Consider the following 24917-nt stretch of genomic DNA (forward strand, 5'->3'; position numbering starts at 1 on the left):
GCCGCTACGCGAGGCGGGCCGCCACCAGCGCGAGCCAGCCGCTCACGCCGTACTGGTCCGGGGCCTCGACCTCCAGGCCCAGCTCGGCGGCGCCGACGACGTACTCGCCCTCGTCGAGCCCGAGGGCCAGCAGTTCCCGGATCTCCCCCACCAGCCGCGCGACGAGCTGCCGGTCGGTCGTCGCGGCATAGTCGTCCACCGCCGCGTCGTGCCCGTCGAACTCGTCGGGCATGTCCTGCGAGAACCAGCCGCCGAGGAACTGCCCGAGCTCGGGGAACCTGGCATGCCACTCCCAGTGCGTGTCCGGCTTCGCCGGCGTCGGGACCAGCCCCTCCTCCACACTTCGGCGGATGTGGTCGGCGACCAGCGTCAGCCAGTCCAGGATCTCCGCGTCGGCCAGGCCCACGTCCGGAAGGTCGTAGAACTCACCGAGGCGGACCCTCAGCCGCCCCGGCGGGGTGCTCGCGTACTCCCGCAGCCGGCTCTCGGCGGCGGCGAGCGCCCAGGGGCGGGTGTGCCAGGTGTGCCGCAGATACGCGGTGAGGGCCGCGCTCGGCTTCTCCTCGGTGTCGTCTGCCGGCAGGCCGAGATAGGCGCGCAGGACCTGGTCCAGCTCGCCGTATCCGCGGTCGTACTCAAGGGGGGTCAGTGCCACGGTCGGACCACTGCCTTCACAGGTAGACGGGGAAGCTGGCGTGTACGGCGAACCCGTGCGCGGCGGACGGCTCGCGGCGCAGCACGACCCGGGCGGCCCGTACGTCGACGGCTCCGCGCCCGGCCAGCATCATGGCCTGCAGCAGCACCCTGCCGACGGGCTCCTCCCGGGACGGCCAGGCCGCCTCGATCGTCAGCCGCCGCCGGGTGGACTGGGCCAGCCAGCGGTGGATGACCTGCTCGTTGCGGGTGACCACGTGCTGAGTCGCCCACTGGGCGGTTTCCCGGTCGGGGTAGGTGGCGGTACGGGTACGCACGGGGCTTCTCCCTGGTGTGCAGTACGGAGGATCTGGGCAGGCGGCGGATCGCGTCACATCAGCGGAATGACCAGACCATCCCGACTTCCGTCTCCGAGACGAGTACCAGGCCGAAGTCGTAGGTGCGCGAGGAAAAGGAATTCCAGCCGGAAACCCGCTGGTAGTAGTCGCGGTCACGTCCGGTGTTCGCGTAGAAGTGCGAGCCCTCCGGGAATCGCGAGAGGATGACGCGGGCGTTCACTTCGAGGGTCTCCCTGCGCTCCTCGAAATCCGGTTCCTGCGTGACATCGATCCACGGTGTGGAAAGCGCCACAAGGAACCGCATGGCCTGAGAACGCGGGATCTCATGCAGATGAGACTTCCAGCCGTCCGCCGTCGCGGCAGCACCCGGAGGCATGACAAAGGGATAGGACGGTTCGTCGAGCCTGTCGAGGTCTCCCTCCCAGTGGTCCACCGTGCGCCACCCACGGACATCGCGGGTGTCAGAGTGCATCAGGGTGGACACATCGAGCACCCAGTTCTCATGCTCTCTGCTCGTCACCTTGGCAATAGTCACCCGACGCTCGTACATGCCGATCGCATCGGCCCACGTCTGCTCGTTGAGTTCGGCCATCACTATCTCCTCACCCATCATTTGGGCATGGATGTATAAACGACGAACGGCGGATTCAGGCTCGGTTCGTTCTTGAGTACCGTCGCGACCCCGTGGGCGTCCTGCGGTGGCGTCACACAGTCACTCACCACTGCCGCCGTACGTCCCGTCACGACCGGAATCGCATGATTCCCGGTGTCGACCGTTCCCACCGTGAATTCTTTCGTGGCATCTTGCCGAGCCTGAGGCCGTGCTCGATGGCCGGCCGGATCACATCGGCGAGGAAGTCGGGGATCTCGCCGAGGATGCCCGCGATCTCCGAGGAGTCCGCGTCCTTGCCGGTACCGGACCACTTGATGTCGTGGACCGGGCCGTACGTGGGCGCCTTGCCGATGACGGCCGGGGGCGCCTTCGGGGGCGTCGGGGGCCCTTGCATCCTGCGGGCCTGCCAGTCGGCCTGGCGGTACTTGTTCGCCGTGTCCGTCAGGCCGACCGCGACGCCGCCCACGCTGACCACGCTCTTCGCCCAGAGCTCGAGAAACTTCTCGTTCACGGACTTGTAGGCCGCCGAGAAGGCGTCCGCACCCCAGCCGGCACCGGCCGACTGGCTGTACTCGTTCAGCACCCCGACCAGCACCGTGGCGCCCTTGTCGTAGTCGAACTGCCCGTCGCGCACCACGAGGGCGGTGTAGTAGAGGTGCTGCGGCTGTACGTCGAATCCACCGCCGTCCGTCTTGGGTGAGCGGGTCCGGGCCTCGGTCCGCTCCTTGTTGCGCTCCTCATCGGTGGGCCGCCGCTCGGCCATCAGGCGCCGCCCCATCCCCGCAGCACCGCGCTGTGCGCGGCCGCATACCCGCGATGACCACTGGTCACGACCTCGTGCAGCCACTTGTGGGCCGCCTGCAGATCCCTCGCCGACTTGTCCCACTTGTCGAGCTCGCCGAGGAACACATCGCGGGCCTCACCCCGCCAGGACGCGACGACCGGCACCAGGCGCGTGTAGAGGTCCTCCAGTTGCCCGTTGAGCTGCTTGAGGATGTCGTCGAGCTCGACGGTCAGATGCTCCAACGTGCCGAACGAGACCGCTATGCAGTCGTCTTCGGCGCTGCCGCCCTGCATGCTGCACTCCCCCGTTCCGGACAACGGCACCACCGCGCGTCCGTCCTGGATCGCATCGTTCGCTGACTACGGCTGGTGTCACAGGCGGTCGAGGCCGCTGCGCGGGCGCGTCGGCTGCACCTCGGTGGGCGTGGACAGCCTGTCCGCCTCGGCCTCGACGTCGACGTGGACGGCACGCATGCGCGCCAGCACCTCGAGTTCCGTCTCGGTGAACCCGTCCCGGCTCAGCCGCACGGCCTCCTCGAGCTTCTTCATGACCTCGCGGATCCGGACGGCGTCCTCGGCGACCGAGTGGTGGAGCTTGCGGTACTCGACCGCCGCGGGCCCCTGCCAGCCCTCCTCGATCGCGTCGACGAGCCCGTCCATGCGCTTGACCTGCCGGGTCAGATGCTCCTGCATGGTGCCGAGGTCGTCGGCCAGCTTGGTCAGGTCCTCGTTCTTGGCCGCCAGGTCCTTCTTCCGGCCCATCGCGCGCCCCCCGTTCCGATCAGCTTCGGCTGCCTGCTGCGTCTGCCGAACCCAACCTAATCGAAGGCGAGTTCGAGAGCTTCAGGATTCATCTACCGGTCATGAGCTCCGGCGCTGACGCGCCGTCCCGGAGCGGTACGCCGGCGAGGCGGAATGCTTCCGCACCGGGCGGGGCACGTCTCTGTAACAGGCATCACCCGTGGCGGGAGCACCCGTGCCCCTTCCGTCCACGGTCACGGACGTATTGTCTAAGAGTCCCGCCGACCCGCCGGGTCCGCACCGCCAAGGAGCTCCCATGACCGCGCCCGTCGTCCACTCGCTGCGCGAGCAGATCCGCGAGCACATCGTGGAGGGGATCGTCAGCGGGCGCTGGCAGCCGGGCGAGCGGATCGTGGAGCGGCGGATCGCCACCGAGCTGGAGGTCAGCCAGACACCGGTGCGCGAGGCCCTGCGCGAGCTGGAGTCGCTGCGGCTGATCGAGTCCGCGCCCAACAAGGGCGTACGCGTGCGCAACCTGACCGCGGCCGACCTGGAGGAGAGCTACCCGGTCCGGGCAGGCCTGGAGGCCATCGCGGCCGAGCTGGCGGCAGAACGCCTCGCGGAGGACTGTTCGGCCCTGGAGCCGCACGTCCTGGCCCTGTACGAGGCCGACCGCGCGACCGACGGCACCGCCCAGGTCCGCCACACGGTGGGCTTCCACCGCGAGCTGGTCCGCGCCGCGCAGAACTCGGTGCTGCTGCACACCTGGGAAGGGCTCGGCATCGAGGTCTTCACGGCGCTGTCGATCCGCTGGCTGGGCACCGTCCAGCAGTCGTACGCGGAGGAGCACGACGAGCTGGTGCAGGCGTTCAAGCGCCGGGATCCGAGGATCGCGGAACTGGTGAAGGCCCACGTCCTCGGCTGCGCGCCGCGCGCTTGAGGCCACCCTTCGGGGCCTGAGGCCATCCTTCGGTGCCTGAGGCCGCCCTCGCAGGCCTGATACCGCCCTCGGGGGTCTCATGCTGCCCTCACGCGTTTGATGCTCCGCCCCACGGACCTGAAGGCCGGACCCCGGCGATTCCTGCGGTCTGCCCTCCGTGGGTTTGATTCAGTCGAGCGCACCCCCGCTCATACGCCGCCCCACCTGCGAAAACAAGGCCAACGGGCGTCACCCGGTGCCATCACCAAAGGCACCCCGTGCCTACTTTCTCGGAATCGAGAGGTTTTGGCCATCAACCCTTTGATCGATCATCGATCAGGGAGTTACAGTCACCGACGGACTTCCACCGAAGTCCGCCTGCCCTGTCCTGCCAAAGACCAAGGGCACCCCCGAACCCTTACCGATGAGGGAACCCCCTTCGACTGAGGAAGGCGGCGACATGACCGACCCCAACGCCATCCAGCCGAGCGCGCTCGACCAGCTCCCGGACCGCGACCCGGAGGAGACCGCCGAATGGCAGGCCTCCCTCGACGCCGTCGCCAGGGAGGCCGGGCCGCACCGCGCCGCGTACCTGATGCGGCGCACGCTGGAGCGTGCCGAGGCGGGCGGCGTCGCGCTGCCGAAGCTCCTCGAGACCGACTACGTCAACACCATCCCCACCGCCGCCGAGCCGGGCGTTCCCGGTGACGAGGCGATGGAGGCCCGGATCACCGCCTGGAACCGCTGGAACGCGGCCGCCATGGTGACCCGCGGCGCGAAGTACGGCGTCGGCGGCCACATCGCCACCTTCGCCTCCGCGGCCTGGCTGTACGAGACCGGCTTCAACCACTTCTTCAAGGGCAAGGAGTCCCAGCAGGCCGCCGGCTCCGGCGACCAGCTGTACATCCAGGGCCACGCCTCCCCCGGCATCTACGCCCGCGCCTTCCTCGACGGCCGCCTGAACGAGGCGCACCTCGACAACTTCCGCCAGGAGTCCGGCGGCAACGGCCTGCCCTCCTACCCGCACCCGCGCCGGCTGCCCTGGCTGTGGGAGTTCCCGACGGTGTCGATGGGCCTCGGCCCGCTCTCCGCGATCTACCAGGCGCGCTTCAACCGCTACCTCACCAACCGCGGCATCAAGGACGTCTCCGCCTCGCACGTGTGGGCGTTCCTCGGCGACGGCGAGATGGACGAGCCGGAGTCGACCGCGGCCCTCGCGCTCGCCGCCCGTGAGGAGCTGGACAACCTCACCTTCGTCATCAACTGCAACCTGCAGCGCCTCGACGGCCCGGTGCGCGCCAACTTCAAGATCGTGCAGGAGCTGGAGGCCCAGTTCCGCGGCGCCGGCTGGAACGTCGTCAAGACGCTGTGGGGCACGGCCTGGGACGAGCTGTTCCAGCTCGACACGACCGGCGCGCTCGTACGCCGCCTGCGCCAGGTACCGGACGCGCAGATCCAGACGTACCAGACCCGCGACGCCGCCTACATCCGCCAGGACTTCTTCGGCGCCGACCCGGCGCTCGTCGAGATGGCGAAGCTGCTGAGCGACGACAAGATCCTCGAGGTCTTCCACCTCTCGCGCGGCGGTCACGAGGCCCGCAAGGTCTACGCCGCCTACAAGGCCGCCGTCGAGCACAAGGGCGCGCCGACCGTGATCCTGGCCCAGACGGTCAAGGGCCACACCCTCGGCGCGGGCTTCGCGTCGAAGAACGCCAACCACCAGATGAAGAAGCTCTCGGTGGACGAGTTCAAGGCGATGCGGGACCTGCTGGACCTGCCGATCAAGGACAGCGACTTCGTCGACGGCGTGGTGCCCTACGGCCACCCGGGCGCCGACTCGCCCGAGGTCCGCTACCTCCAGGAGCGCCGCGCGGCCCTCGGCGGCCCCGCCCCGGCCCGCCGTACGCACGCGCTGGCCCCGCTGCCCGCGCCCGCCGAGAAGGCGTTCGCGTCCTTCGACAAGGGCTCCGGCTCGCAGAACATGGCGACCACGATGGCCTTCGTCCGTCTGGTCAAGGACCTGGTCCGCGACAAGGAGACCGGCAAGCGCTGGGTGCCGATCGTCCCCGACGAGGCGCGCACCTTCGGCATGGAGTCGCTGTTCCCGTCGCTCGGGATCTACTCCCCCAAGGGCCAGACGTACGAGCCGGTCGACCGCGACCAGCTGATGTACTACAAGGAGGCCAAGAACGGCCAGATCCTCAACGAGGGGATCACCGAGGCCGGTTCGATGGCCGACTTCATCGCCGCGTCGACCGCGTACGCCACGCACGGCGAAGCGATGATCCCGTTCTACATCTTCTACTCGATGTTCGGCTGGCAGCGCACCGCCGACCAGATGTGGCAGCTCGGCGACCAGCTCGGCCGCGGCTTCCTCGTCGGCGCGACGGCCGGCCGTACGACCCTGACGGGCGAGGGCCTCCAGCACGCCGACGGCCACTCCCCGGTCATCGCCGCGACCAACCCGGCCGCGCTGACGTACGACCCCGCCTTCGCCTACGAGGTCGCGGTGATCGTCCGTGAGGGTCTGCGCCGGATGTACGGCGAGGCCGAGCCGGGCGAGGACCAGAACGTCTTCTACTACCTCACGGTCTACAACGAGCCGCTGCCGCAGCCGGCCAAGCCGGCCGGGCTCGGCATCGACGAGGGCGTCGTCAAGGGCCTGTACCGCTTCAACACGGCGGAGTCCGCGGGCGTGAGCGCCCCGGCCAACGCCCCGCGCATCCAGCTGCTGGGCTCCGGTACGGCGATCCACTGGGCCCTTCAGGCGCAGCGGCTGCTCGCCGACGAGTGGGGCGTGGCGGCGGACGTCTGGTCGGCCACCTCCTGGTCCGAGCTGCGCCGCGACGCGATGGAGGCCGACGCGGCCCTCCTGCGCGGCGAGGAGCGGGTGCCGTACGTCCGCCAGGCCCTGCAGGGGGCCGAGGGCCCGGTCCTCGCGGTCTCCGACTACATGCGCCAGGTCCCGGACCAGATCGCGCAGTGGGTCGAGCAGGACTGGTCCTCGCTGGGCGCCGACGGCTTCGGCCTCTCCGACACCCGTGAGGCGGCGCGCCGCCACTTCGGCGTCGACGCCCAGTCGATCGTCGTCGCGGCCCTGGCCCAGCTCGCCAAGCGCGGCGAGGTGAAGGCCACGGCGGTCAAGGAGGCCCGGGAGAAGTACGGGCTCTAGAACGCCGAGCACCACTCGGACGGGTCCGGCACCACCGGACCGCACGATCGCAGCTGAGCGCCGTCGCAACGGAAAAGGGCGACCGAGGCCGTTCAAGGCCCGCCACACCCCTTCCACCGCGACGGCGCTCGCCGCTGAGCACGGTCTCCGACGCCGCAGAAGACCGGCCACCGCTTCGCTTCGACGACCCCGGCGCCGCCGGACCGCACCAAAGCGGCTGAGCGCCATTGCGGCGGAGAACGGTGACCGGGGCCTTCGAAGCCCCGCCACACCCATTCCACCGCGACGGCGCTCGCCGCGACGGCGGCCTCCGGCGGTGCCGAACCCGTCTCGCCCCCGCCGGCACTCACCTGGAACCCGCCGACACTCGCCTGGACCTCGCCGGCGTTCACCTCACCCCCGCCGACACCCACCTAGCCCCCCTCGGCGCTCGCCTCGGCCCTTCTGTCAGTGGGCCCCGGCATCATGAACGGCATGCGTGCCGCCCGGCTCATCAAGATGGTGCTTCTGCTGCAGTCCCGGCCGTCCATGACCGCCGCCGAACTCGCGCGGGAGCTGGAGGTGTCGGAGCGGACCGTCACCCGGGACGCCCAGGCGCTGTCGGAGGCCGGAGTGCCGGTGTACGCGGACCGGGGGCGGGCCGGCGGGTACCGGCTGGTCGGCGGGTACCGCACGCGGCTGACCGGGCTGGCGCGCAGCGAGGCCGAGGCTCTGTTCCTGAGCGGGGTGCCGGGGGCACTGCGCGAGATGGGTCTGGAGGACGCCGCCTCCGCGGCCCGGCTGAAGGTCTCCGCCGCGCTGCTGCCGTCCCTGCGGGACGCCCCGGACAGCGCCGCCCAGCGGTTCCATCTGGACGCGCCCGCATGGTTCCGGGAGCCGGAGACCCCCGCGCTGCTGCCCGTGATCGCCGAGGCGGTGTGGGACGACCGGCGGATCCGGGCCGGCTACCAGCGCCCGGGCGCGGAGCCCGAGGGCCGCGCCAGTGCCGTCGAGCGGGAGCTGGAGCCGTACGGCCTGGTGCTGAAGGCCGGGGTCTGGTACCTGTGCGCGCGGGTGGCCGGCGGCGGCGCCTTCCGGACCTACCGCATCGACCGGTTCACCTCGGTCGACGCCCTGGCCGAGCGCTTCGGCCGGGACCCGGACTTCGACCTGCCGGGCCGCTGGGCCGAGCAGGCCGAGCGGTTCGCCCGTTCGCTCCTGCGCGCCGAGGCCGTCGTACGGCTGTCCCCGGACGGTGTGCGCAGGCTGCCGCACGCGGTCGACCCGCTCTCCGCGCGTGAGGCGCTCATGAACGCGGGCGAGCCGGATGCCGAGGGGTGGGTGACGGTGACCGTGCCGGTGGAGTCGGAGGAGGTGGCGCACACCCAGCTGACGGCGCTCGGGCCGCGGGCCGAGGTGCTGGCGCCCGCGGGTCTGCGGGAGCGGTTCGCGCGGGACGCGGCGGGGCTCGCCGCGCTGTACCGGCGAACGGACGCCTGATAACGATCCGCCGCACTCCGCTGCACTCCGCGTGCGTCCCACCGGCCGAGGCCCGATGCTGGTGCCGTGATGGACGAGACGGAGTTCTGGGAGCTGATCGACGCCACCCGCGAGGCCGCCGAGGGCGACCCCGAGGAGCAGGCCGACCTGCTCGTGGACCGGCTGCTGCAGCTGGACCCGGACATGGTCCTGGATTTCGCCCGTCACTTCGAGGCCCGCTACAACCGCGCCTACCGCTGGGACCTGTGGGGTGCCGCCTGGGTGCTGCTGGACGGGGCCAGCGACGACGCGTTCGACTTCTTCCGGTGCTGGCTGATCGGTCAGGGGCGGGAGGTCTTCGAGGGCGCCGTGCACACCCCGGACGCGCTGGCCGAGCTGCTGGACGACTTCGACGAGGAGATCGACGGCGACGGCGAGGAGCTGGGCTACGCGGCGGACGAGGCGTACGAGCAGCTCACCGGCACCGTCGCGCCGGACCTCGGTATTGCACCGGCGCCCGCCGAACCGGACGGGACACCGGTCGACTTCGAGAACGAGGCGGTCCTCGCCGGGCTCTATCCCAAACTCTGGGAGCGTTTCAAGGGCTGATTCCGCCACCACATTCGACCGAAAACGTTCCACCGGGTCCGCCGAACGATCCTCTTCCCCGCCTGAGCTGCGGGTTCACCCGCTCCCCCAGCACCTTCCGCCCCAGGGGACACACCGTCAGAAACCGTGCGCCAGGGGCGTGTTCCACGTTTTCCGTGCGCCGGGGGTAGTCTGAGCCTCACTCCGCAGGGCAGCCAGGTAGCAGGTCGCCCCCGCGCAGGCTGCCACCGGCAGTCTGCCAGGTGGCAACCTGCCGGTGGCGGCTCGAAGTCATCCTCGACAAGAATCGGGACCGCGAGGAGATGACGACGAAAGATCCGGCTCTGGAACGGCGCAAGGTACGTCTCGCCCTGCGCAATTACCGCAATGACGCGCACATCAGCCAGCCCGAGGTGGCCGAGCGTCTGTCCTGGTCACCGTCGAAGGTCATCCGGATCGAGGGCGGCTCCGTAGGGGTGTCCGTGACCGATCTGCGCGCCCTCCTCGATCTCTACGGCGTGACGGACGACGCGATCCGCCGCGATCTGGAGCAGGCCACCCGGGAGAGCAGGCGGCCGCCCTGGTGGAGTGCGTTCCGGGACGTGGTGAGCCCGCAGTTCGCCACCTACCTGGGCCTGGAGAGCGCGGCCTGCGAACTGTGCGCCTACGACCCCACACTCGTCCCCGGCCTGCTGCAGACCGAGGGCTACACCCGCGCACTGCTGGCGGACGGCCGGCGCCCGGCGGCCAGCACCGACGCGATCGTCCGGCTGCGGGCCGAGCGGCAGCGGCGGCTGCTCGAGGAGGCGGCCGAGCCACGGCTGCGGTTCCTGGTCGACGAGGCGGCGCTGCGCCGCTGGGTCGGCGGTCCGGACACCATGCGCGAGCAGCTGGAGCGGCTGAAGTCCGCCGCCGGCGTCCCGCACGTGGAGCTGAGTGTCGTGCCCTTCACGCTGGGCGTGCACCCGTTGCTGCGCAACGGCTCGATCGCGCTGACGTTCCGGGGCGGCGACGACGTCCTCTTCGTGGAGGGCCCGAGCGGCGCGCTGACGACCCGCGACGACCAGGAGGCCGTCGACAAGTACCTGGAGAGGTTCGAGGAGTCCCGCCAGAACGCCGTCCGCGGCGACGAGGCGATCGGCTTCATCGACGAGGTGCTGGCCCAGTACCCGTCCTAGCAGTTCCACCGCACTGGAGACAGTCGGGCAGAGATCGGAGAGGGCCCGTGGCGGGTGTCTTCACCTGGATACGGCAGTGGTGGGCGGGCAGTGCCGCCGGCCCCGGCACACCTGCGGCCGGGCCCGCGGGCGAGCCGAGGGAGCCGGCCGACGAGGAGATACCGGGCGAGGGTCCGGACCCGGATGCGGACCCCGACCCGCCCGCGCCGGAGCCGGGCGGCGCCACCAGGGGCGGCAACGACATCGCCTCGCCCCGGCAGGTCCTGATGGACCGACCGCCCACGCTCTACGACCTGGTGCTCTACCTCATGCACACGGTCCTCGGCTCGACCCGTGCCCTGCTCAGGTTCCTCGCGGTGCTCGCCGCCGTCGGCGCGCTGTGGGTCCGGCCGCACATCCCCGTCGGAATCCACGCCCTGGCCCACAGGATCGCCGCCGGCTCCGTCCCGTCCCTGGGCTCCGTACAGCTGAGCATGTGGCTGTTCGGCGGCGTCGGCACGCTGGCCATCGTCGGCCGCCGAATACACGCCTCGCGCAAGGACCGCTCCCCGAAGCCGCCTACTCCGACGGCCGGAACCGCCCGTTCGCCTGAGTCCGGGCCGCCAGCTGAGGAAAGCGACGAGCGGCAGCCGTAGCCCCCCGGTCGAGCAGCACCCCCGTGAGGGCCGCCGTCATGGCGCCCGACACCCCCCACACCCACGGCCGCAGTTCCGGTGCCACTACGAGGGACAGCAGCACGCCCACCAGCGTCGCCGTACCCCCCGAGAGCACGAAGCCGATGACGAGCAGGACCACCAGGGGCACGAGCGCTCTGCCCCGCGGCCGGTCCGCGCTCCCGGCGGGAAGCGGCGTCTTGGCGGATTCCCCCATCTCGCCCCCAGGCGGCTGAAGTGGACTCTGGTGGTGATGCGGATGTCTTGTCACGGCTGGGCCCAATCGAAGCACAGCCACCCCCCGTCCCTGTCCTCGCCCCGGTCCCATGGCCGGAAGTCGCTTCTCACGCCGGCCCTTCCAGGGTTCTACCGCATAACGCGCGCAGGAACTCCTTCCAGGCCGAAGCCTCGAAGGCGATGACATGCCCGTCGGGACGATGCGATACGCGCACCCGAACTCCCCCGTCCGTCAGGGCGACTTCCACGCACTCGTACGGATCGCATGCACTGCTTTTGCGCCAGCCGAGTGCGAGCAGGTCACCGTCGCCCACCCCTGACTCCCCCTCACCCCACGGTCGGTGACCGTACGGTTGGAGGCTGCTTCGTGCCTGGAAACCCCCGTATTTCCCGCTTTCGCCGGTCCGCACGCACCGTACCGCACACGCGCCGAGCCCCGCAGGATGACGGCGGGAGTGGCCAGTGCGCGGCACAACCCGACCGCCGGTCACTCACTCCTGCCTCACTTTGCCCTGAAAAGGTTAGGCTGCCCGAAGCGTTGCGCCAAGTTGCAAACAAGCCCGATTTCCTTGTCACACAAGGGACTTGGCGCTCTCCCGGGCCGGTGCGTGCAGCGGCGCCGCGTTGGCCCGGTCGAGCGCGCAGGCGGTGGCGGCGGCCGGACCGACCACGACCGCCGCGGCGACACAGACCACGGTCCAGGGCCGGCGCACCGCCCGGCTCCACGACGAGCCCGCCGGCGCGGACCGCTCCGCTCGCCCGTCCTGCCGCTGCGTACGTCCGCTCATCGTCGCCCCGCCTCCGCTCGGTGCGCCCCCCTGCGTGAGCGCGTGCCCCGACGGTAGGGCGGCGGGCTCAGGGGGTCCGGTGAACCGGCTGTGGCCTTCCTGTGGGCGCGCGGCCCGCCGTGGTGCGGCCCTGCAGCCGGGCCGCGGTGCGCCTGATCTCCGGGAGCCGGGCGGCCAGGGCGGCGCCGGGGCAGTTGGTCCGGAACCCGTCGTCGTGGCCGGCCACCACGGGCAGCGTGGCGGTGGCCCCCGCCCGGTAGCGGCTCTGGCCGTTGCTGGAGACCAGGCGGGTGCGGGCGCGCGGGTCGACGTCGGCGAGGCCGAGCTTCCAGGCGGCGAGCGCGGCGATCGCGTCGGTCATGGCCCGCGGGACGGGGACGCCCGCGGTGAAGGTGCCGAGGGCGGCGATGCCGGCGGTGCGGTGGTTGAAGCCCTGGGCGTGGGCGCCGGTCACGGCCCGGTCGACGCCTCCGGCGCGGCCCTCGTAGATGGTGCCGCAGCGGTCGACCAGGAAGTTGTAGCCGATGTCGTCCCAGTCGCGGATGCCGGTCTGGCCCGCGTACAGGGCACGGATGATGCGGGGCGCGTCGGCGCAGTCGTAGCCGTTGGGCGAGTCGGTGTGGTGGACGAAGACGGCGACCACCTTGTCGTCGTAGCGCGGGGGCGGCCGGCCGTGCCGGGCGGTGGTGCGGTCCAGCCAGGCGGAGCGGGGCTCGATGTGCGGCCGGGCGGCGCGGTGGACCGCGGCGGGCCGGCCCGCCGCGGGATCGGCGAGCTTGATCATCGTGGGGCGCTCGACGCCGCTGGCGCACAGGGTCAGCGCGAGGACGGCGGTCAGGCCGGGCAGACACCCGAGCGGCACCAGCATGCCGCCGGGACCGTGCGCGGCCCGCCGCTTCACTGCCCGCGGTGTTCGTCGCAAGACACGCATGGACCCACTCTCGGACCGGTCTTCGCGGCCCGCGATGTGTGCTGTGCCACCCGGTGGAACCATCGTCCTGGTCCAGGACGTTTCTGGGGGTATACGCACACGTGGCCGGTTCGCCGTCCGATGATCATTCACGCGCGGTCGGTCGCGCGCGGCTGATCATCGGGCCCGTCCCGCCCGTATGAGAACCCGTATGAGAAGGGGTCCTACAGAAAGGCGGCGCCGTGGACCTGCTCGACCTGGTGCTTGCGCTGGTGATCCTCGTCTACGCGGCATCCGGCTACCGGCGCGGGCTGGTGGCCGGCTGCCTGTCGCTGGCCGGGTTCGTGGGCGGCGCGGTCGTCGGAGTGTGGGTGCTGCCGTGGGTGACCGGTCTGGCGGCGCGCGGGTCGGCGACGGCGACCGTGCTGGCGGTGCTGACGGTGCTGGTGCCGGGGATGGTGGGGCACGAGCTGGCGGGCCGGCTGGTCCTGCGGCTGCGGCGGGAGCTGGACCGGGAGGGCCGGGGTCCGCTGCGGGTGGCGGACGGGATAGGGGGTGCGGCGGCCAACTCGGCCGCCGTGCTGATCGTGGCCTGGGTAGCGGCGAGCGTGCTGGGCGCATCCTCGTCACAGACCGTGACGACGGCGATCCGGAACTCGGCGCTGCTGGGCGCGGTGCAGCAGACGATGCCGGAGACGACCCCCGTGTGGTTCTCCCGGGCCACGTCCGCGCTGACCGAGGCGGGTTTCCCGCAGGTCTTCAACCCGTTCGAGAACGAGTCGACGGCCCAGGTGGCCAGGCCCACCGGGGACAACGTCACACCGGCGGCGGCGAGCGCGGCCAAGCGCAGCACGGTGAAGATCGAGGGCGCGGCCGGCACCGAGGGCCGGGAGGGCAGCGGCTTCGTGTACTCCCCGCAGCACGTGATGACCAATGCGCACGTGGTGGCGGGCATCGGGCACCCGAGCGTGCGCGTGGGCGGGGTCGGGCGGTCGTTCGAGGCCCGGGTGGTGCTCTTCGACCCCGACCGGGACGTGGCGGTGCTGTACGTGCCCGCGCTGCGCGCCCCGGTGCTGCGGTTCGACGACGGGGCCGGGCGCGGCGACGCGGCGGTGGTCGCGGGCTATCCGCAGGACGGGAGCCTGGACCTGCAGGCGGCGACGGTGGCGAACCGGGTGCGGGCGACGGGCCAGAACATCTACAACGACCACACGGTCACCCGGGAGATCTACTCGGTCCGCTCCACGGTCCGGCCGGGCAACTCCGGCGGACCGCTGCTGACCACGGGGGGCCGGGTGTTCGGCGTGGTCTTCGCCCGCTCCACCTCGGACGCCGAGACGGGGTACGTCCTGACGGCGGGCGAGGTGGCGGGCGACGCCGGGCGCGCGGCCACGGCGACCACGCCCGTGGACACGGGCCGGCTGATCACGTCGTAGCGCTCATCCGGCGCTCACAGGGAGAGGCCCATGAGGACGTCGTCGGCGTACTCCCCCTGGAGCAGGAACTCCTCGGGCAGCACCCCCTCCACCACGAACCCCTCGGACTCGTAGAGCCGGCGGGCCGGGGTGTTGTGCCCGAGCACGCGCAGGGTGATGCGGCGCGCGCCGCGCCCCCGCGCCGCCTCGATCGCGGCCCGGATCAGCGCGCGGCCGACGCCCTTGCCGCGGGCGTCGTCGGCCACGGCGAGGCCCTGGATCTGGCGGACGTGCGCGTTCGAGGCCAGGCGGGTCGGCGGGACGACACGGATGTAGCCGGCGATGCGCCCCTCGACTACGGCGACGAGGAGGTCCTCCGGCACGTGGCGCTCGTCGAAGAAGGGCGGGTACGGCGGCTGCGGTGCGGGCATGACGGCGTGCAGCGGGGACCACGTGGCCCGGTCGAGGACGGCCAGCTCCTGCTCGTCGGCGGGCAGGGCGACACGTATGTACGGCTCCGGCATGACGGCCACCTTAGACGCGGGGGTGAAGGATGGGGGCATGGAACGATCACGAATCGCGGTGGCGGGCGCGTCCGGTCTGATCGGCAGCGCCCTGGTGCGGTCCCTGGCCGCCGACGGGCACGAGGTGGTGCGCCTGGTCCGCCGTGCGCCCCGGGACGGCAGCGAGGTCCGCTGGGACCCGGAGCGGCAGCAGGTGGACGCGGGCGGCCTGGCCGGCTGCGACGCGGTGGTCGACCTCGCGGGGGCGGGGATCGGCGACCGGCGCTGGACGCCCGAGTACAAGCGGCTGATCCGGGACAGCCGGGTACTGGGCACGGCGGCGCTCGCGGAGGCGGTGGCCTCGCTGGACACCCCGCCGCGGGTGTTCGTGAGCGGCAGCGCGATCGGCTTCTACGGCGACACCGGCGACCGGGCCGTGAACGAGGACGCGCCGCCGGGGGACGGTTTCCTGCCCTCCCTGTGCGTGGAGTGGGAGGAGGCGGCGGCGCCGGCGCAGGAGGCGGGCGTACGGACGGTGTTCGCGCGCACGGGGCTGGTGGTCGCGCGCGGCGGCGGGGCCTGGGCGCGGCTGTTCCCGCTGTTCCGGGCAGGGCTCGGGGGGCGCATGGGCGACGGACGGCAGTACTGGTCGTACATCGCGCTGCACGACGAGGTGGCCGCGATCCGGCATCTGATCGACCACGAGACGCTCGCCGGGCCGTTCAACCTGACCGCGCCGCAGCCGCTGACGAACCGTGAGATCACGCGGGCGATGGGGCGGGTACTGCACCGGCCGACGCCGTTCGCCGTGCCGGCCCCGGTGCTGCGGGCGGCGCTCGGCGAGATGGCCGGGGAGGTGCTGGGCAGTCTGCGGGTGGTGCCCGAGCGGCTGCTGGAGTCGGGGTTCACCTTTGCGTTTCCGGGCATCGAGGATGCGATCCGCGCGGCCTGACAGGACATCAGGACTCTCCTGTGATCTGTTGTGACCGTATGCGACCGTCGTGCGACCGTGCTCTGTTGATGCGCGACTGTTCCTGACCGATCACGGCCCTAACCTCGACCCGAACTCGGGTATCCCCGAAGCCAGTTGGGGGCATGACGTCTCCACCGGCCGCGCAACCACAGGAGGGGCCTCGTGCTTGAGCCCGCGTACCAGGTGGACGTCGTCATCGTGGGAGCCGGGATCGCCGGACTCTCGGCGGCCCATCGGCTCACCAGCGCAGGAGTAACGACCGCAGTCCTGGAGGCCGCCCCTTACGTGGGCGGCCGCATGTCGACCGAGAAGGTCGACGGCTTCCGGCTCGACCGCATCGGACAGCTGCTGTCCACGTCCTACCCCGAGCTGCGCCACACCCCGGGGCTCGGCTCGCTCGCCCTGCGCCGCTTCGCACCGGGTGTCCTGCTGCACCGCGACGGACGCACGCACCGGGCGGGCGCACCGGCGGTCGGCGGGAGCACAAGGGGCGCACTCCATATGGTGCGCGCCCTGGCGAGCGCCCCCAGGGGTGCGGCGGCCTCGCCGGGCCGGGCCGGTGCGCCGCTGGGCGGTGCGGTCGACCAGGCCCGGCTCGGCACGGCCCTCGGCCGGATCGCCGCCACCCCCGTCGAACGCCTGCTGTCCCGGCCCGAGCTGCCCGCCGCGCAGGCCCTCGCGGCCCGCGGGGTGCCCGCCCGGACGATCGACGGCTTTCTGCGTCCGCTGCTCGCCGCGCTGCTGTGCGACCCGGAGCTGACCACGTCCAGCCGGTGCGCCGACCTGGCGCTGCACTCGTTCGCGAGCGGGCGGCTGTGCGTGCCGGAGGGCGGCGCGGAGGTACTGCCGGAGCAGCTGGCCCGTGCGCTGCCGGCCGGCACCGTGCACACCGGGGTGCGGGTCACCTCCGTGTCCACGACCTCGGTGACCACGGCAGAGCACGGCGAGATCCGCTGTCGTGCGGTGCTGCTGGCGACCGACGCGCGCGCCGCGGCCGAGCTGCTGCCTGGCCTGCGGGTGCCTGACTTCCATCCGCTGACGCTCGTCCACCACACCACGGACGATCCGACGGCGGTCTTCGCCATGGGCACCTCGCTGCTGCTGGACGCCGACCGCGGTGGGCCGGTCGCGCACACGGCGGTGTTCAGCACCGTGGACCCGAGCCGCGCGCCGGCCGGCCGGGTGCTGATCTCGTCGACGGTCCTCGGCACCCCGCCCGACGGCGTCGACACCGCCGTACGCATCCACCTCGCCCGGCTCTACGGCACCTCGACGCGCCGCTGGGAGACGCTGGCGGTGCATCACACGCCGGAAGCGGTACCGGCGATGCGCCCGCCGCACGACCTGCGCCGCCCGGTACGCCTGATGGCGGGCCTGTACGTGTGCGGCGACCACCGCGACACCAGCACGGTCCAGGGGGCCCTCCACTCGGCCCACCGCGCCACGACCGCGATCCTGTCCGACCTGGGCGCGACAGGCTCCCTGAACAGGTCGGACCCGACCCCGACGATGCCGCGCGCCGCGTAGCCCGGCGAACGGAACACACCCGGAGCCACGGCACGTCCGGCACCGCCGCTCCACACCGCCGTGGCCCCTCACCGCCGCGGCGGTGAGGGGGGCGCACCGGCAGCCTTCCGCCGACGGCGGTCGGATGCGCCGGCCACCTTCCGCCGACGGTGGCCGTCGCACCGGTCGCCCCCCACCGCCGTTCGGCCGACCACCGCGGCGCCGGCGGTCGGCCACGGCGGTGGAGGCCGGCGGTGCCGGTGCCGCCGGCCCACCCGTCTCGCCTCTCGGGAGCGCTGTGACCTGCGGCACGGGCATGCGGCCGGCCCGGGCGCAGTGACTCTGTCCCCGGACCGCGGTCGGCCCGGTCGCGGTGGCCGTGTGCCCGGACCGCGGTCAGCCCAGGGCGGCGATCCGGTCGCGGTACCCCCTCACCGGCGCCGCGTCCTTGTAGGGCTCCAGGCGGCGTTCGAAGTCCTTGACGTACTCGATCGCGCGGACCGAGCGCATCTCGGCCGCCTGGCCGGCGGCCTCCGCGGCGAGCGTGCAGGCCTGGTCGAGTTCGCCGAGGCCGAGCCGGGCGGTGGCGAGGACGACCCGGCAGAAGAGGCGGCTGCGGGCGTAGGAGGGTGCGCGCAGCTGGAGGGAGCGTTCCGCGTGCTGTGCGGCCGCCCGGAACTGCTGCAGGTCACGGTGGCAGTGCCCGAACTCGTCGGCGAGCTGCGCCTCGTCGAAGAAGCGGGCCCAGTACGGCACGTCGTCCCCGGGCCGGGCCGCCTCCAGGGCGCGCTCGGCCCGTACCAGCGCCCCGGTGCACGCCCGCACCTCTCCGAGCACCCCGTGCGCGCGGGCCTCGGAGGCGTGCAGCAGCGCCTGCACCACCGGCGGCGCGCCGGTGCCCACTCCCTGCTGGGCCACCCGCGCCAGCTGCACCGCCTCCCTGCCGTGCCCGAGGTAGACGGCCTGACGGCTCATGGTGACCAGCACGTAGGAGCCGTAGGACCGGTCCGCGGCCGCCTGGGCGAGGCGCAGGGCCTGCACGAAGTACCGCTGGGCGAGCCCGTGCGCGGCGATGTCGTACGAGGTCCAGCCCGCGAGCCGGGTGAGGTCCGCGGCCGCCGCGAACAGCCGGCGGCCGGTCTGCTCGTCGTAGATGCCGCGCAGCATCGGCTCGCACTCGTGCTCCAGATAGCGCACCAGGGCCTGCCGGGCGTGGCCGCCGCCGTACGCGTCGTCGAGGGTGCGGAACAGCTCGCCGACCGAGCGCAGCGCGGCGATGTCGCCGCCGCTGACCTTGTGCCCCGGGGCGCGGGCGGCATGTCCGCGGGGCCGCAGCGGAGTCGGTACGGTCTCCGGGCGGTCCTTGAGGGCACCGGCCCGGATCTGCGCGGGCACCCGGGGCACCGGCTCGCGGGCCACCCTGTCGTCGGGCTTGCCGATCAGCCAGTCGCGGCTGGGCACGACGAGCCCGGCGGGGGTGAAGGCGATCTTGCGCAGCTCGGCATGGCTGCCGGAGTCCTTGCGCCACAGCCCGCCGACGATGTCGACGGCCTCCTCGGGGGTGGCCGCGAACTCCAGACCTGCGTAGACCGGCGCACAGGCGTCCAGGCCGAGGTCCTGGGCCGTGAGCCGGCGCCCGAGCCGGCGCGTGAACACCTCGGCGATGAGTGCGGGCGTCGTTCCCCGGGGCTGCTGCCCGCGCAGCCAGCGGGTGACGGACGTCTTGTCGTATCTGAGGTCCAGTCCGTGCTCCAGGCCGAGCTGGTCGACGCGACGGGCCAGACCCGCGTTGGAGAACCCCGCCTCTGCGATGAGCGCGGCGAGCTGGCGGTTGGGGGTGCGCTGCGCGGGTCGGTCCGTCATCTGTGGTGCGGTCTCCTGCCTTCCGGGCTTCTGAAGTGCCGGGATTGCCTGTGAGCAGCCCTTATGGCCTATTGGACGGCGCGAATGTAGCGGAGAGTGAGCAGGTGATCGCACAGTTCGCCTCGCATTCATCCGATCGTGTGAGGATTGCCCGCAGGGCTGACGTACGCCGGTCGGACGTACAGTGGCGTGGGCGCGTTACAGGCCTGACACACCGGTTCGCTGAGGGAGGCGCTTGCCGTGAGTGAGTTGCGGTTCGTCCGCATGGGGTTCGGTGCGGATGCCGTCGAGTACCAGGAGGCGTGGGACGAGCAGCGCCGGGTGCACGCGGCCCGGTTCGCCGACGAGGTCCCCGACACCGTGATCCTCCTGGAACACCCCCCGGTGTACACGGCGGGCCGCCGCACCGAGGACAGTGAGCGCCCGCTGGACGGCACCCCGGTCATCGACGTGGACCGCGGCGGCAAGATCACCTGGCACGGCCCCGGCCAGCTGGTGGGCTACCCCATCCAGAAGCTGCCCCGTCCGGTGGACGTCGTCGCCCATGTACGCCGTCTCGAAGAGGCGCTCATCCGCACCTGCGCCGAGTTCGGCCTGGAGACCACCCGGGTCGAGGGCCGCAGCGGTGTGTGGGTGCTCGGCGACCCGGTCGAGCAGCGGCCGGCGCTCGGCGGGCTCTCCCTCGACTTCGATCCCCGGCTGACCGACGACGAGTTCGACGCCCGCCTCAACGGACCCGAGTACGCCCCCTCCAACGCCGGCCAGCGCCGCGAGGACCGCAAGATCGCCGCGATCGGCATCCGGGTCGCCAAGGGCGTCACGATGCACGGCTTCTCCTTCAACGTGAACCCGGACAACCGGTGGTTCGACCGGATCATCCCGTGCGGCATCCGGGACGCCGGGGTGGCCTCGCTGGCGGCCGAGCTGGGCCGCGACATCACGATCGAGGAGGTCCTGCCGGTGGTGGAGCGCCACTTGACGGACATCCTGGAGAACACGGAACCGAAGCCGCGGGTGATCGAGAGGGCGTCCGCCTGACCGGGGGAATGCGCCCTGCGGCCGTGAGGTTGGTCTCACCGTCAGGGCTCAGTTAGCACGGGCGTACGCTGGTGTACGCCGACGAATCGAAGACTACTCACAGCAATCAGCAGGGAGCCGATGTGTCCGCAGTCGCACCCGACGGACGCAAGATGCTGCGCCTGGAGGTCCGCAACAGCCAGACCCCCATCGAGCGCAAGCCCGAGTGGATCAAGACCCGGGCGAAAATGGGTCCCGAATACACGAAGATGCAGAGCCTCGTGAAGAGCGAGGGCCTGCACACGGTCTGCCAGGAAGCCGGCTGCCCGAACATCTACGAGTGCTGGGAGGACCGCGAGGCGACCTTCCTCATCGGCGGCGACCAGTGCACCCGGCGCTGCGACTTCTGCCAGATCGACACGGGCAAGCCCGAGGCCCTGGACCGCGACGAGCCGCGCCGTGTCGGCGAGTCCGTGGTCACGATGGACCTGAACTACGCCACCATCACCGGCGTCGCCCGCGACGACCTGGAGGACGGCGGCGCCTGGCTGTACGCCGAGACCGTGCGCCAGATCCACGCGCAGACGGCCGGGCGCGAGGGCGGCCGCACGAAGGTGGAGCTGCTGGCTCCCGACTTCAACGCGGTCCCGGAGCAGCTCGCCGAGGTCTTCTCCTCGCGCCCCGAGGTCTTCGCGCACAACGTCGAGACCGTGCCCCGGATCTTCAAGCGGATCCGTCCCGGCTTCCGGTACGAGCGCTCGCTGAAGGTCATCACCGAGGCCCGCGACTTCGGCCTGGTCACCAAGTCCAACCTGATCCTCGGCATGGGCGAGACCCGCGAGGAGGTCAGCGAGGCGCTCAAGCAGCTGCACGACGCGGGCTGCGAGCTGGTCACCATCACCCAGTACCTGCGCCCCTCCGTGCGCCACCACCCGGTGGAGCGCTGGGTCAAGCCGCAGGAGTTCGTGGAGCTCAAGGAGGAGGCCGAGCAGATCGGCTTCTCCGGTGTGATGTCCGGTCCGCTGGTGCGCTCCTCGTACCGCGCCGGGCGCCTGTACCAGATGGCCATCGAGAAGCGGGGCGACTACATCGCCGTCCAGGCGGTGTGACCGACGCGGACCGCATCGCCGTGCGGGCGGTGTGATCCGAGCGGACCGCATCGCCGTGGCGGTGTGATCCGAGCGTGTGAATTCGCGCACAAGTAATTACCGGCCAGTAATGGCCGAGTCGACGCGGTCCTGACCGTCCTCGCTGATGAGGGCGTCCATCAGGGCCGCGTCAGTGTTTCAGTGCTCTGTATCAAGGTTTCATCGGTGTTTGACCGGTCGGTCACGCCCTGGTAACACCAATCAGTGACTCTGGTATCACGCCCCGTACACCCGGACCGAGGGGGGACCTCGACCATGCAGGCCGCGCCCGTACGCGCCACCGCCATCCCGTCCTTCACCGACGCGCTCCGAGCCGTCGAGTCCCTGCTCATGAGCGGCGGCCAGCGCACCGCCCGCCGCAACGCCTGGACCTCCGTACTGGAGGACCGACGCCGCGCCAAGGACAGGGTCGAGGCGCAGCGCGTCCTGGAGCAGGCCGCCACCCGTTCCTGACCCTTCTCCTCCACCGGGCACTGCCGTCGTGGGCACTCCCGGGGCCACGTAGACTTCTTGGCATGGCGAGGAAGGAAACCGCGGCGGACGCCGCGAGCGCAGGGCGACTGAAGCAGATCGCCCTCACGTACAAGATGACCCGCAAGGCCGACAAGAAGATCGGTCTTGTCCTCGGGGCCGTCGGCATCGGCACCCTCGGTGTGTTCCTCGCGATCGGCTTCCTGATCGGCCACCCGCTCTATCTCGGCATCCTGGGCCTGTTCCTCGGCCTTCTCGCGGCGGCGATCGTGTTCGGACGCCGGGCCGAGCGGGCGGCCTTCGGGCAGATGGAGGGCCAGCCGGGCGCCGCAGCGGCCGTTCTGGACAACATCGGCCGGGGCTGGACGACCACCCCCGCGGTGGCGATGAACCGCAGCCAGGACGTGGTGCACCGGGCCGTCGGCAAGGCCGGCATCGTGCTGGTCGCGGAGGGCAACCCGAACCGGGTGAAGACCCTGCTGGCCGCCGAGAAGAAGAAGATGAACCGCATCGTGGCGGACGTGCCCGTGCACGATGTGATCGTCGGCACCGGCGAGGGCCAGGTCGAGCTGAAGAAGCTGCGCACGACCATGCTGAAGCTCCCGCGCGTGCTCACCGGCCCCCAGGTGACCACCACCAACGACCGGCTGCGCGCCATGGGCGACCTGATGAGCAACATGCCGCTGCCCAAGGGACCGATGCCGAAGGGCATGCGGATGCCGAAGGGCGGCGGCCCGAAGGCGCGCTGACCCCCACCGCTTCTTTTCTCACACGGGCCGGCCCCGGAACCCGCGGGTTCCGGGGCCGGCCCGTGTCGGTGTCGGAAAGCGGGAGATCAGACGCGCACCTCGACGGTCTTCGCGATCCGGTCGTGCAGGCCGCGGCCGTCCCGGTCCCAGACCAGCGCGGGGATCGCGAGGCACAGCAGGACCGTGCGCAGCAGGGAAAGCAGCGGCTTGACCGTGCCGGTCTCCAGGGCCACGACCCGGATGCCGAACAGGCGCTTGCCGGGCGTGAAGCCGATCGTGCCGACCGTCAGGGCGCTCATCACGAAGAAGACGAGCAGCGCCCAGTTGCTGGTGGCGGGGGTGTAGCCGTGCGTGATCAGGCCGTATGCGATCAGCACGCACAGCCCCCAGTCCACGGCCAGCGCCCCGAGCCGCCTGCCGGGCCGGGCGATCGAGTTCGGGCCCTCCTCCGGGAGGCCGAGCTGCTCGCCCCGGTATCCGAAGTCGGCACCGGCTTCTTCCATGGCCGCGCGCGGCCCGGACAGCCACGATCCGATTGCTTGCCTGTTGTCCACCCGAACACGGTACTGCGCCCGGATCCGGTCGCAGCGCGGAGGGGTGTGTCGGGGCTACGGTGGAACAGTGGCCGGTTAACTTCTGCGAAACAAACGGGTCACGCCCGAGAAATCACCCGTCCCTAGGGTCGAGACCAGCGTGTGCCACCGCACTGGCCGCACGAACGATCTACCACCCCGGCGAGGACGGTCGGGAGTAGGAGGAGCTGGATGTTCCAGAACGCCGACGAGGCCAAGAAGTTCATCGCGGACGAGGACGTCAAGTTCATCGACGTCCGCTTCTGCGACCTGCCGGGCGTCATGCAGCACTTCACGGTGCCCGTTGAGGCGTTCGACCCGGACGAGGAGCTGGCCTTCGACGGGTCGTCGATCCGTGGTTTCCAGGCCATCCACGAGTCCGACATGGCGCTGCGCGCCGACCTGTCCACGGCCCGGGTGGACCCGTTCCGCCGGGACAAGACGCTCAACATCAACTTCTTCATCCACGACCCGATCACGGGCGAGCAGTACTCCCGTGACCCGCGCAACGTGGCCAAGAAGGCGGAGGCCTACCTCGCCTCGACCGGTATCGCGGACACCGCGTACTTCGGTCCCGAGGCCGAGTTCTACGTCTTCGACTCCGTCCGCTTCGCGACCAGCGCGAACGAGTCCTTCTACCACATCGACTCCGAGGCGGGTGCCTGGAACACCGGCGCCCTGGAGGACAACCGTGGTTACAAGGTCCGCTACAAGGGCGGCTACTTCCCGGTCCCGCCGGTCGACCACTTCGCCGACCTGCGCGCCGAGATCTCCCTGGAGCTGGAGAAGAACGGCCTGAAGGTCGAGCGCCAGCACCACGAGGTGGGCACCGCCGGCCAGGCGGAGATCAACTACAAGTTCAACACGCTGCTCGCCGCCGCCGACGACCTCCAGCTCTTCAAGTACATCGTGAAGAACGTGGCCTGGCGCAACGGCAAGACCGCGACCTTCATGCCGAAGCCGATCTTCGGTGACAACGGCTCGGGCATGCACGTGCACCAGTCGCTGTGGAGCAACGGCGACCCGCTGTTCTACGACGAGGCCGGCTACGCGGGCCTGTCGGACATGGCCCGCTACTACATCGGCGGCATCCTCAAGCACGCCCCGTCGCTGCTGGCCTTCACCAACCCGACGGTGAACTCCTACCACCGTCTGGTGCCGGGCTTCGAGGCGCCGATCAACCTGGTGTACTCGCAGCGCAACCGCTCCGCCGCGATGCGCATCCCGATCACCGGCTCCAACCCGAAGGCCAAGCGCGTCGAGTTCCGTGCCCCGGACTCCTCCGGCAACCCGTACCTGGCCTTCTCCGCCCTGCTTCTGGCGGGCCTGGACGGCATCAAGAACAAGATCGAGCCGGCCGAGCCGATCGACAAGGACCTCTACGAGCTGGCTCCCGAGGAGCACGCCAACGTGGCCCAGGTCCCGACGTCGCTGCCGGCCGTCCTCGACTCGCTGGAGGCCGACCACGAGTTCCTGCTCCAGGGCGACGTGTTCACCCCGGACCTGATCGAGACGTGGATCGACTTCAAGCGCACGAACGAGATCGCCCCGCTGCAGCTGCGTCCGCACCCGCACGAGTTCGAGCTCTACTTCGACGTGTGATATCGCCCCAGGTCAGAGCGGTCTTCCGCTCCCCTGGGCCGTCTGTGGGCCGTCGGCCGGCTCTCC

General features: G+C 71.4%; 26 protein-coding genes. 14 read left to right on the top strand and 12 right to left on the bottom strand.

All coding sequences use genetic code 11. The features are described 5' to 3' along the window. Nucleotides 1-4: 4 nt before the first annotated feature. The 6 genes from ACZ7P3_RS18460 to ACZ7P3_RS18485 form a co-directional block, all read right to left on the bottom strand. On the bottom strand, nucleotides 5-655 hold the full coding sequence (locus ACZ7P3_RS18460) for a contact-dependent growth inhibition system immunity protein (protein ID WP_472082834.1): 651 nt from the start codon (nucleotides 653-655) through the stop codon (nucleotides 5-7). A gap of 16 nt (nucleotides 656-671) precedes the next feature. After that, a complete protein-coding gene (locus tag ACZ7P3_RS18465; RefSeq protein WP_351613244.1) occupies nucleotides 672-971 on the bottom strand; it encodes an RNase A-like domain-containing protein in 300 nt (99 codons plus the stop codon). A gap of 58 nt (nucleotides 972-1029) precedes the next feature. Further along, complete coding sequence (locus tag ACZ7P3_RS18470) at nucleotides 1030-1584, bottom strand: hypothetical protein (protein WP_472082836.1); 555 nt, start codon at nucleotides 1582-1584, stop codon at nucleotides 1030-1032. A 148-nt stretch (nucleotides 1585-1732) separates the two neighbouring features. After that, the gene (locus ACZ7P3_RS18475; RefSeq protein ID WP_472082838.1) at nucleotides 1733-2383 is read right to left on the bottom strand and encodes a hypothetical protein; all 651 of its coding nucleotides are present in this window, start codon (nucleotides 2381-2383) and stop codon (nucleotides 1733-1735) included. Then, nucleotides 2368-2682, bottom strand: a complete 315-nt coding sequence (locus ACZ7P3_RS18480; protein WP_472082840.1) for a WXG100 family type VII secretion target — start codon at nucleotides 2680-2682, stop codon at nucleotides 2368-2370. Before ACZ7P3_RS18480 ends, ACZ7P3_RS18475 begins: the two co-directional genes overlap by 16 nt. 78 nt (nucleotides 2683-2760) lie before the next feature. Beyond that, nucleotides 2761-3150: a WXG100 family type VII secretion target gene (locus tag ACZ7P3_RS18485; protein ID WP_472082842.1), complete on the bottom strand. Its 390-nt coding sequence runs from the start codon at nucleotides 3148-3150 to the stop codon at nucleotides 2761-2763. A 295-nt stretch (nucleotides 3151-3445) separates the two neighbouring features. Between ACZ7P3_RS18485 and ACZ7P3_RS18490 the strand changes: the two genes are divergently transcribed. From ACZ7P3_RS18490 to ACZ7P3_RS18515, 6 genes are all read left to right on the top strand, one after another. Continuing rightward, nucleotides 3446-4069 (top strand): GntR family transcriptional regulator, encoded by a 624-nt coding sequence (locus ACZ7P3_RS18490; RefSeq protein WP_472082844.1) that lies wholly within the window; start codon nucleotides 3446-3448, stop codon nucleotides 4067-4069. Nucleotides 4070-4508: 439 nt separating this feature from the next. Continuing rightward, on the top strand, nucleotides 4509-7220 hold the full coding sequence (aceE, locus tag ACZ7P3_RS18495) for a pyruvate dehydrogenase (acetyl-transferring), homodimeric type (RefSeq protein ID WP_472082846.1): 2712 nt from the start codon (nucleotides 4509-4511) through the stop codon (nucleotides 7218-7220). A gap of 474 nt (nucleotides 7221-7694) precedes the next feature. Further along, the gene (locus tag ACZ7P3_RS18500) at nucleotides 7695-8699 is read left to right on the top strand and encodes a helix-turn-helix transcriptional regulator (RefSeq protein ID WP_472082847.1); all 1005 of its coding nucleotides are present in this window, start codon (nucleotides 7695-7697) and stop codon (nucleotides 8697-8699) included. 69 nt (nucleotides 8700-8768) lie between these two features. Beyond that, nucleotides 8769-9287 (top strand): DUF4240 domain-containing protein, encoded by a 519-nt coding sequence (locus tag ACZ7P3_RS18505; protein WP_472082993.1) that lies wholly within the window; start codon nucleotides 8769-8771, stop codon nucleotides 9285-9287. 302 nt (nucleotides 9288-9589) lie between these two features. Continuing rightward, entirely contained in the window at nucleotides 9590-10444 is an 855-nt protein-coding gene (locus ACZ7P3_RS18510; RefSeq protein ID WP_472082848.1) for a helix-turn-helix domain-containing protein, read from the top strand. 47 nt (nucleotides 10445-10491) lie between these two features. Beyond that, entirely contained in the window at nucleotides 10492-11079 is a 588-nt protein-coding gene (locus ACZ7P3_RS18515; protein WP_472082850.1) for a hypothetical protein, read from the top strand. 362 nt (nucleotides 11080-11441) lie between these two features. Here the strand turns inward: ACZ7P3_RS18515 and ACZ7P3_RS18520 are convergent, their stop codons facing one another. The 3 genes from ACZ7P3_RS18520 to ACZ7P3_RS18530 form a co-directional block, all read right to left on the bottom strand. After that, nucleotides 11442-11648, bottom strand: a complete 207-nt coding sequence (locus ACZ7P3_RS18520; protein ID WP_472082851.1) for a DUF397 domain-containing protein — start codon at nucleotides 11646-11648, stop codon at nucleotides 11442-11444. Between the two features lie 258 nt (nucleotides 11649-11906). Then, nucleotides 11907-12122 carry a hypothetical protein gene (locus ACZ7P3_RS18525; protein ID WP_472082852.1) on the bottom strand — a complete coding sequence of 72 codons (216 nt, stop codon included), beginning with the start codon at nucleotides 12120-12122 and terminating at the stop codon, nucleotides 11907-11909. Between the two features lie 67 nt (nucleotides 12123-12189). Beyond that, a complete protein-coding gene (locus ACZ7P3_RS18530; RefSeq protein ID WP_472082853.1) occupies nucleotides 12190-13053 on the bottom strand; it encodes a peptidoglycan recognition protein family protein in 864 nt (287 codons plus the stop codon). Nucleotides 13054-13274: 221 nt separating this feature from the next. On the opposite strand from ACZ7P3_RS18530, the gene ACZ7P3_RS18535 reads away from it, so the two are divergent. After that, nucleotides 13275-14468, top strand: coding sequence for a MarP family serine protease (locus tag ACZ7P3_RS18535; RefSeq protein WP_472082855.1), 1194 nt, complete (start codon nucleotides 13275-13277; stop codon nucleotides 14466-14468). Between the two features lie 14 nt (nucleotides 14469-14482). On the opposite strand, the gene ACZ7P3_RS18540 is transcribed toward ACZ7P3_RS18535, so the two are convergent. Further along, nucleotides 14483-14971, bottom strand: a complete 489-nt coding sequence (locus tag ACZ7P3_RS18540; RefSeq protein WP_472082857.1) for a GNAT family N-acetyltransferase — start codon at nucleotides 14969-14971, stop codon at nucleotides 14483-14485. A gap of 37 nt (nucleotides 14972-15008) precedes the next feature. Here ACZ7P3_RS18540 and ACZ7P3_RS18545 point away from each other — a divergent pair, with 37 nt between their 5' ends. Both ACZ7P3_RS18545 and ACZ7P3_RS18550 read left to right on the top strand, forming a co-directional pair. Continuing rightward, on the top strand, nucleotides 15009-15902 hold the full coding sequence (locus ACZ7P3_RS18545) for a TIGR01777 family oxidoreductase (protein WP_472082859.1): 894 nt from the start codon (nucleotides 15009-15011) through the stop codon (nucleotides 15900-15902). 183 nt (nucleotides 15903-16085) lie between these two features. Further along, entirely contained in the window at nucleotides 16086-17450 is a 1365-nt protein-coding gene (locus tag ACZ7P3_RS18550) for an NAD(P)/FAD-dependent oxidoreductase (protein WP_472082861.1), read from the top strand. A gap of 375 nt (nucleotides 17451-17825) precedes the next feature. Here the strand turns inward: ACZ7P3_RS18550 and ACZ7P3_RS18555 are convergent, their stop codons facing one another. Continuing rightward, nucleotides 17826-19292 carry a regulator gene (locus ACZ7P3_RS18555; RefSeq protein WP_472082863.1) on the bottom strand — a complete coding sequence of 489 codons (1467 nt, stop codon included), beginning with the start codon at nucleotides 19290-19292 and terminating at the stop codon, nucleotides 17826-17828. A 240-nt stretch (nucleotides 19293-19532) separates the two neighbouring features. On the opposite strand from ACZ7P3_RS18555, the gene lipB reads away from it, so the two are divergent. The 4 genes from lipB to ACZ7P3_RS18575 all read left to right on the top strand — a co-directional run bounded on the left by lipB (nucleotide 19533) and on the right by ACZ7P3_RS18575 (nucleotide 22677). After that, a complete protein-coding gene (gene lipB, locus ACZ7P3_RS18560; protein WP_472082865.1) occupies nucleotides 19533-20330 on the top strand; it encodes a lipoyl(octanoyl) transferase LipB in 798 nt (265 codons plus the stop codon). Nucleotides 20331-20452: 122 nt separating this feature from the next. Beyond that, entirely contained in the window at nucleotides 20453-21418 is a 966-nt protein-coding gene (gene lipA / locus ACZ7P3_RS18565; protein WP_472082867.1) for a lipoyl synthase, read from the top strand. A 294-nt stretch (nucleotides 21419-21712) separates the two neighbouring features. After that, on the top strand, nucleotides 21713-21910 hold the full coding sequence (locus tag ACZ7P3_RS18570) for an SCO2195 family GlnR-regulated protein (RefSeq protein WP_386574392.1): 198 nt from the start codon (nucleotides 21713-21715) through the stop codon (nucleotides 21908-21910). Nucleotides 21911-21972: 62 nt separating this feature from the next. Beyond that, the gene (locus tag ACZ7P3_RS18575; RefSeq protein ID WP_472082869.1) at nucleotides 21973-22677 is read left to right on the top strand and encodes a DUF4191 domain-containing protein; all 705 of its coding nucleotides are present in this window, start codon (nucleotides 21973-21975) and stop codon (nucleotides 22675-22677) included. Between the two features lie 86 nt (nucleotides 22678-22763). Here ACZ7P3_RS18575 and ACZ7P3_RS18580 read toward each other — a convergent pair whose 3' ends face one another. Beyond that, nucleotides 22764-23231 carry an RDD family protein gene (locus tag ACZ7P3_RS18580; protein ID WP_472082871.1) on the bottom strand — a complete coding sequence of 156 codons (468 nt, stop codon included), beginning with the start codon at nucleotides 23229-23231 and terminating at the stop codon, nucleotides 22764-22766. Nucleotides 23232-23441: 210 nt separating this feature from the next. On the opposite strand from ACZ7P3_RS18580, the gene glnA reads away from it, so the two are divergent. After that, complete coding sequence (glnA, locus tag ACZ7P3_RS18585; RefSeq protein WP_472082873.1) at nucleotides 23442-24851, top strand: type I glutamate--ammonia ligase; 1410 nt, start codon at nucleotides 23442-23444, stop codon at nucleotides 24849-24851. The last annotated feature ends 66 nt before the right edge of the window (nucleotides 24852-24917 follow it).

Source organism: Streptomyces sp. NPDC107581 (genome assembly GCF_055657175.1).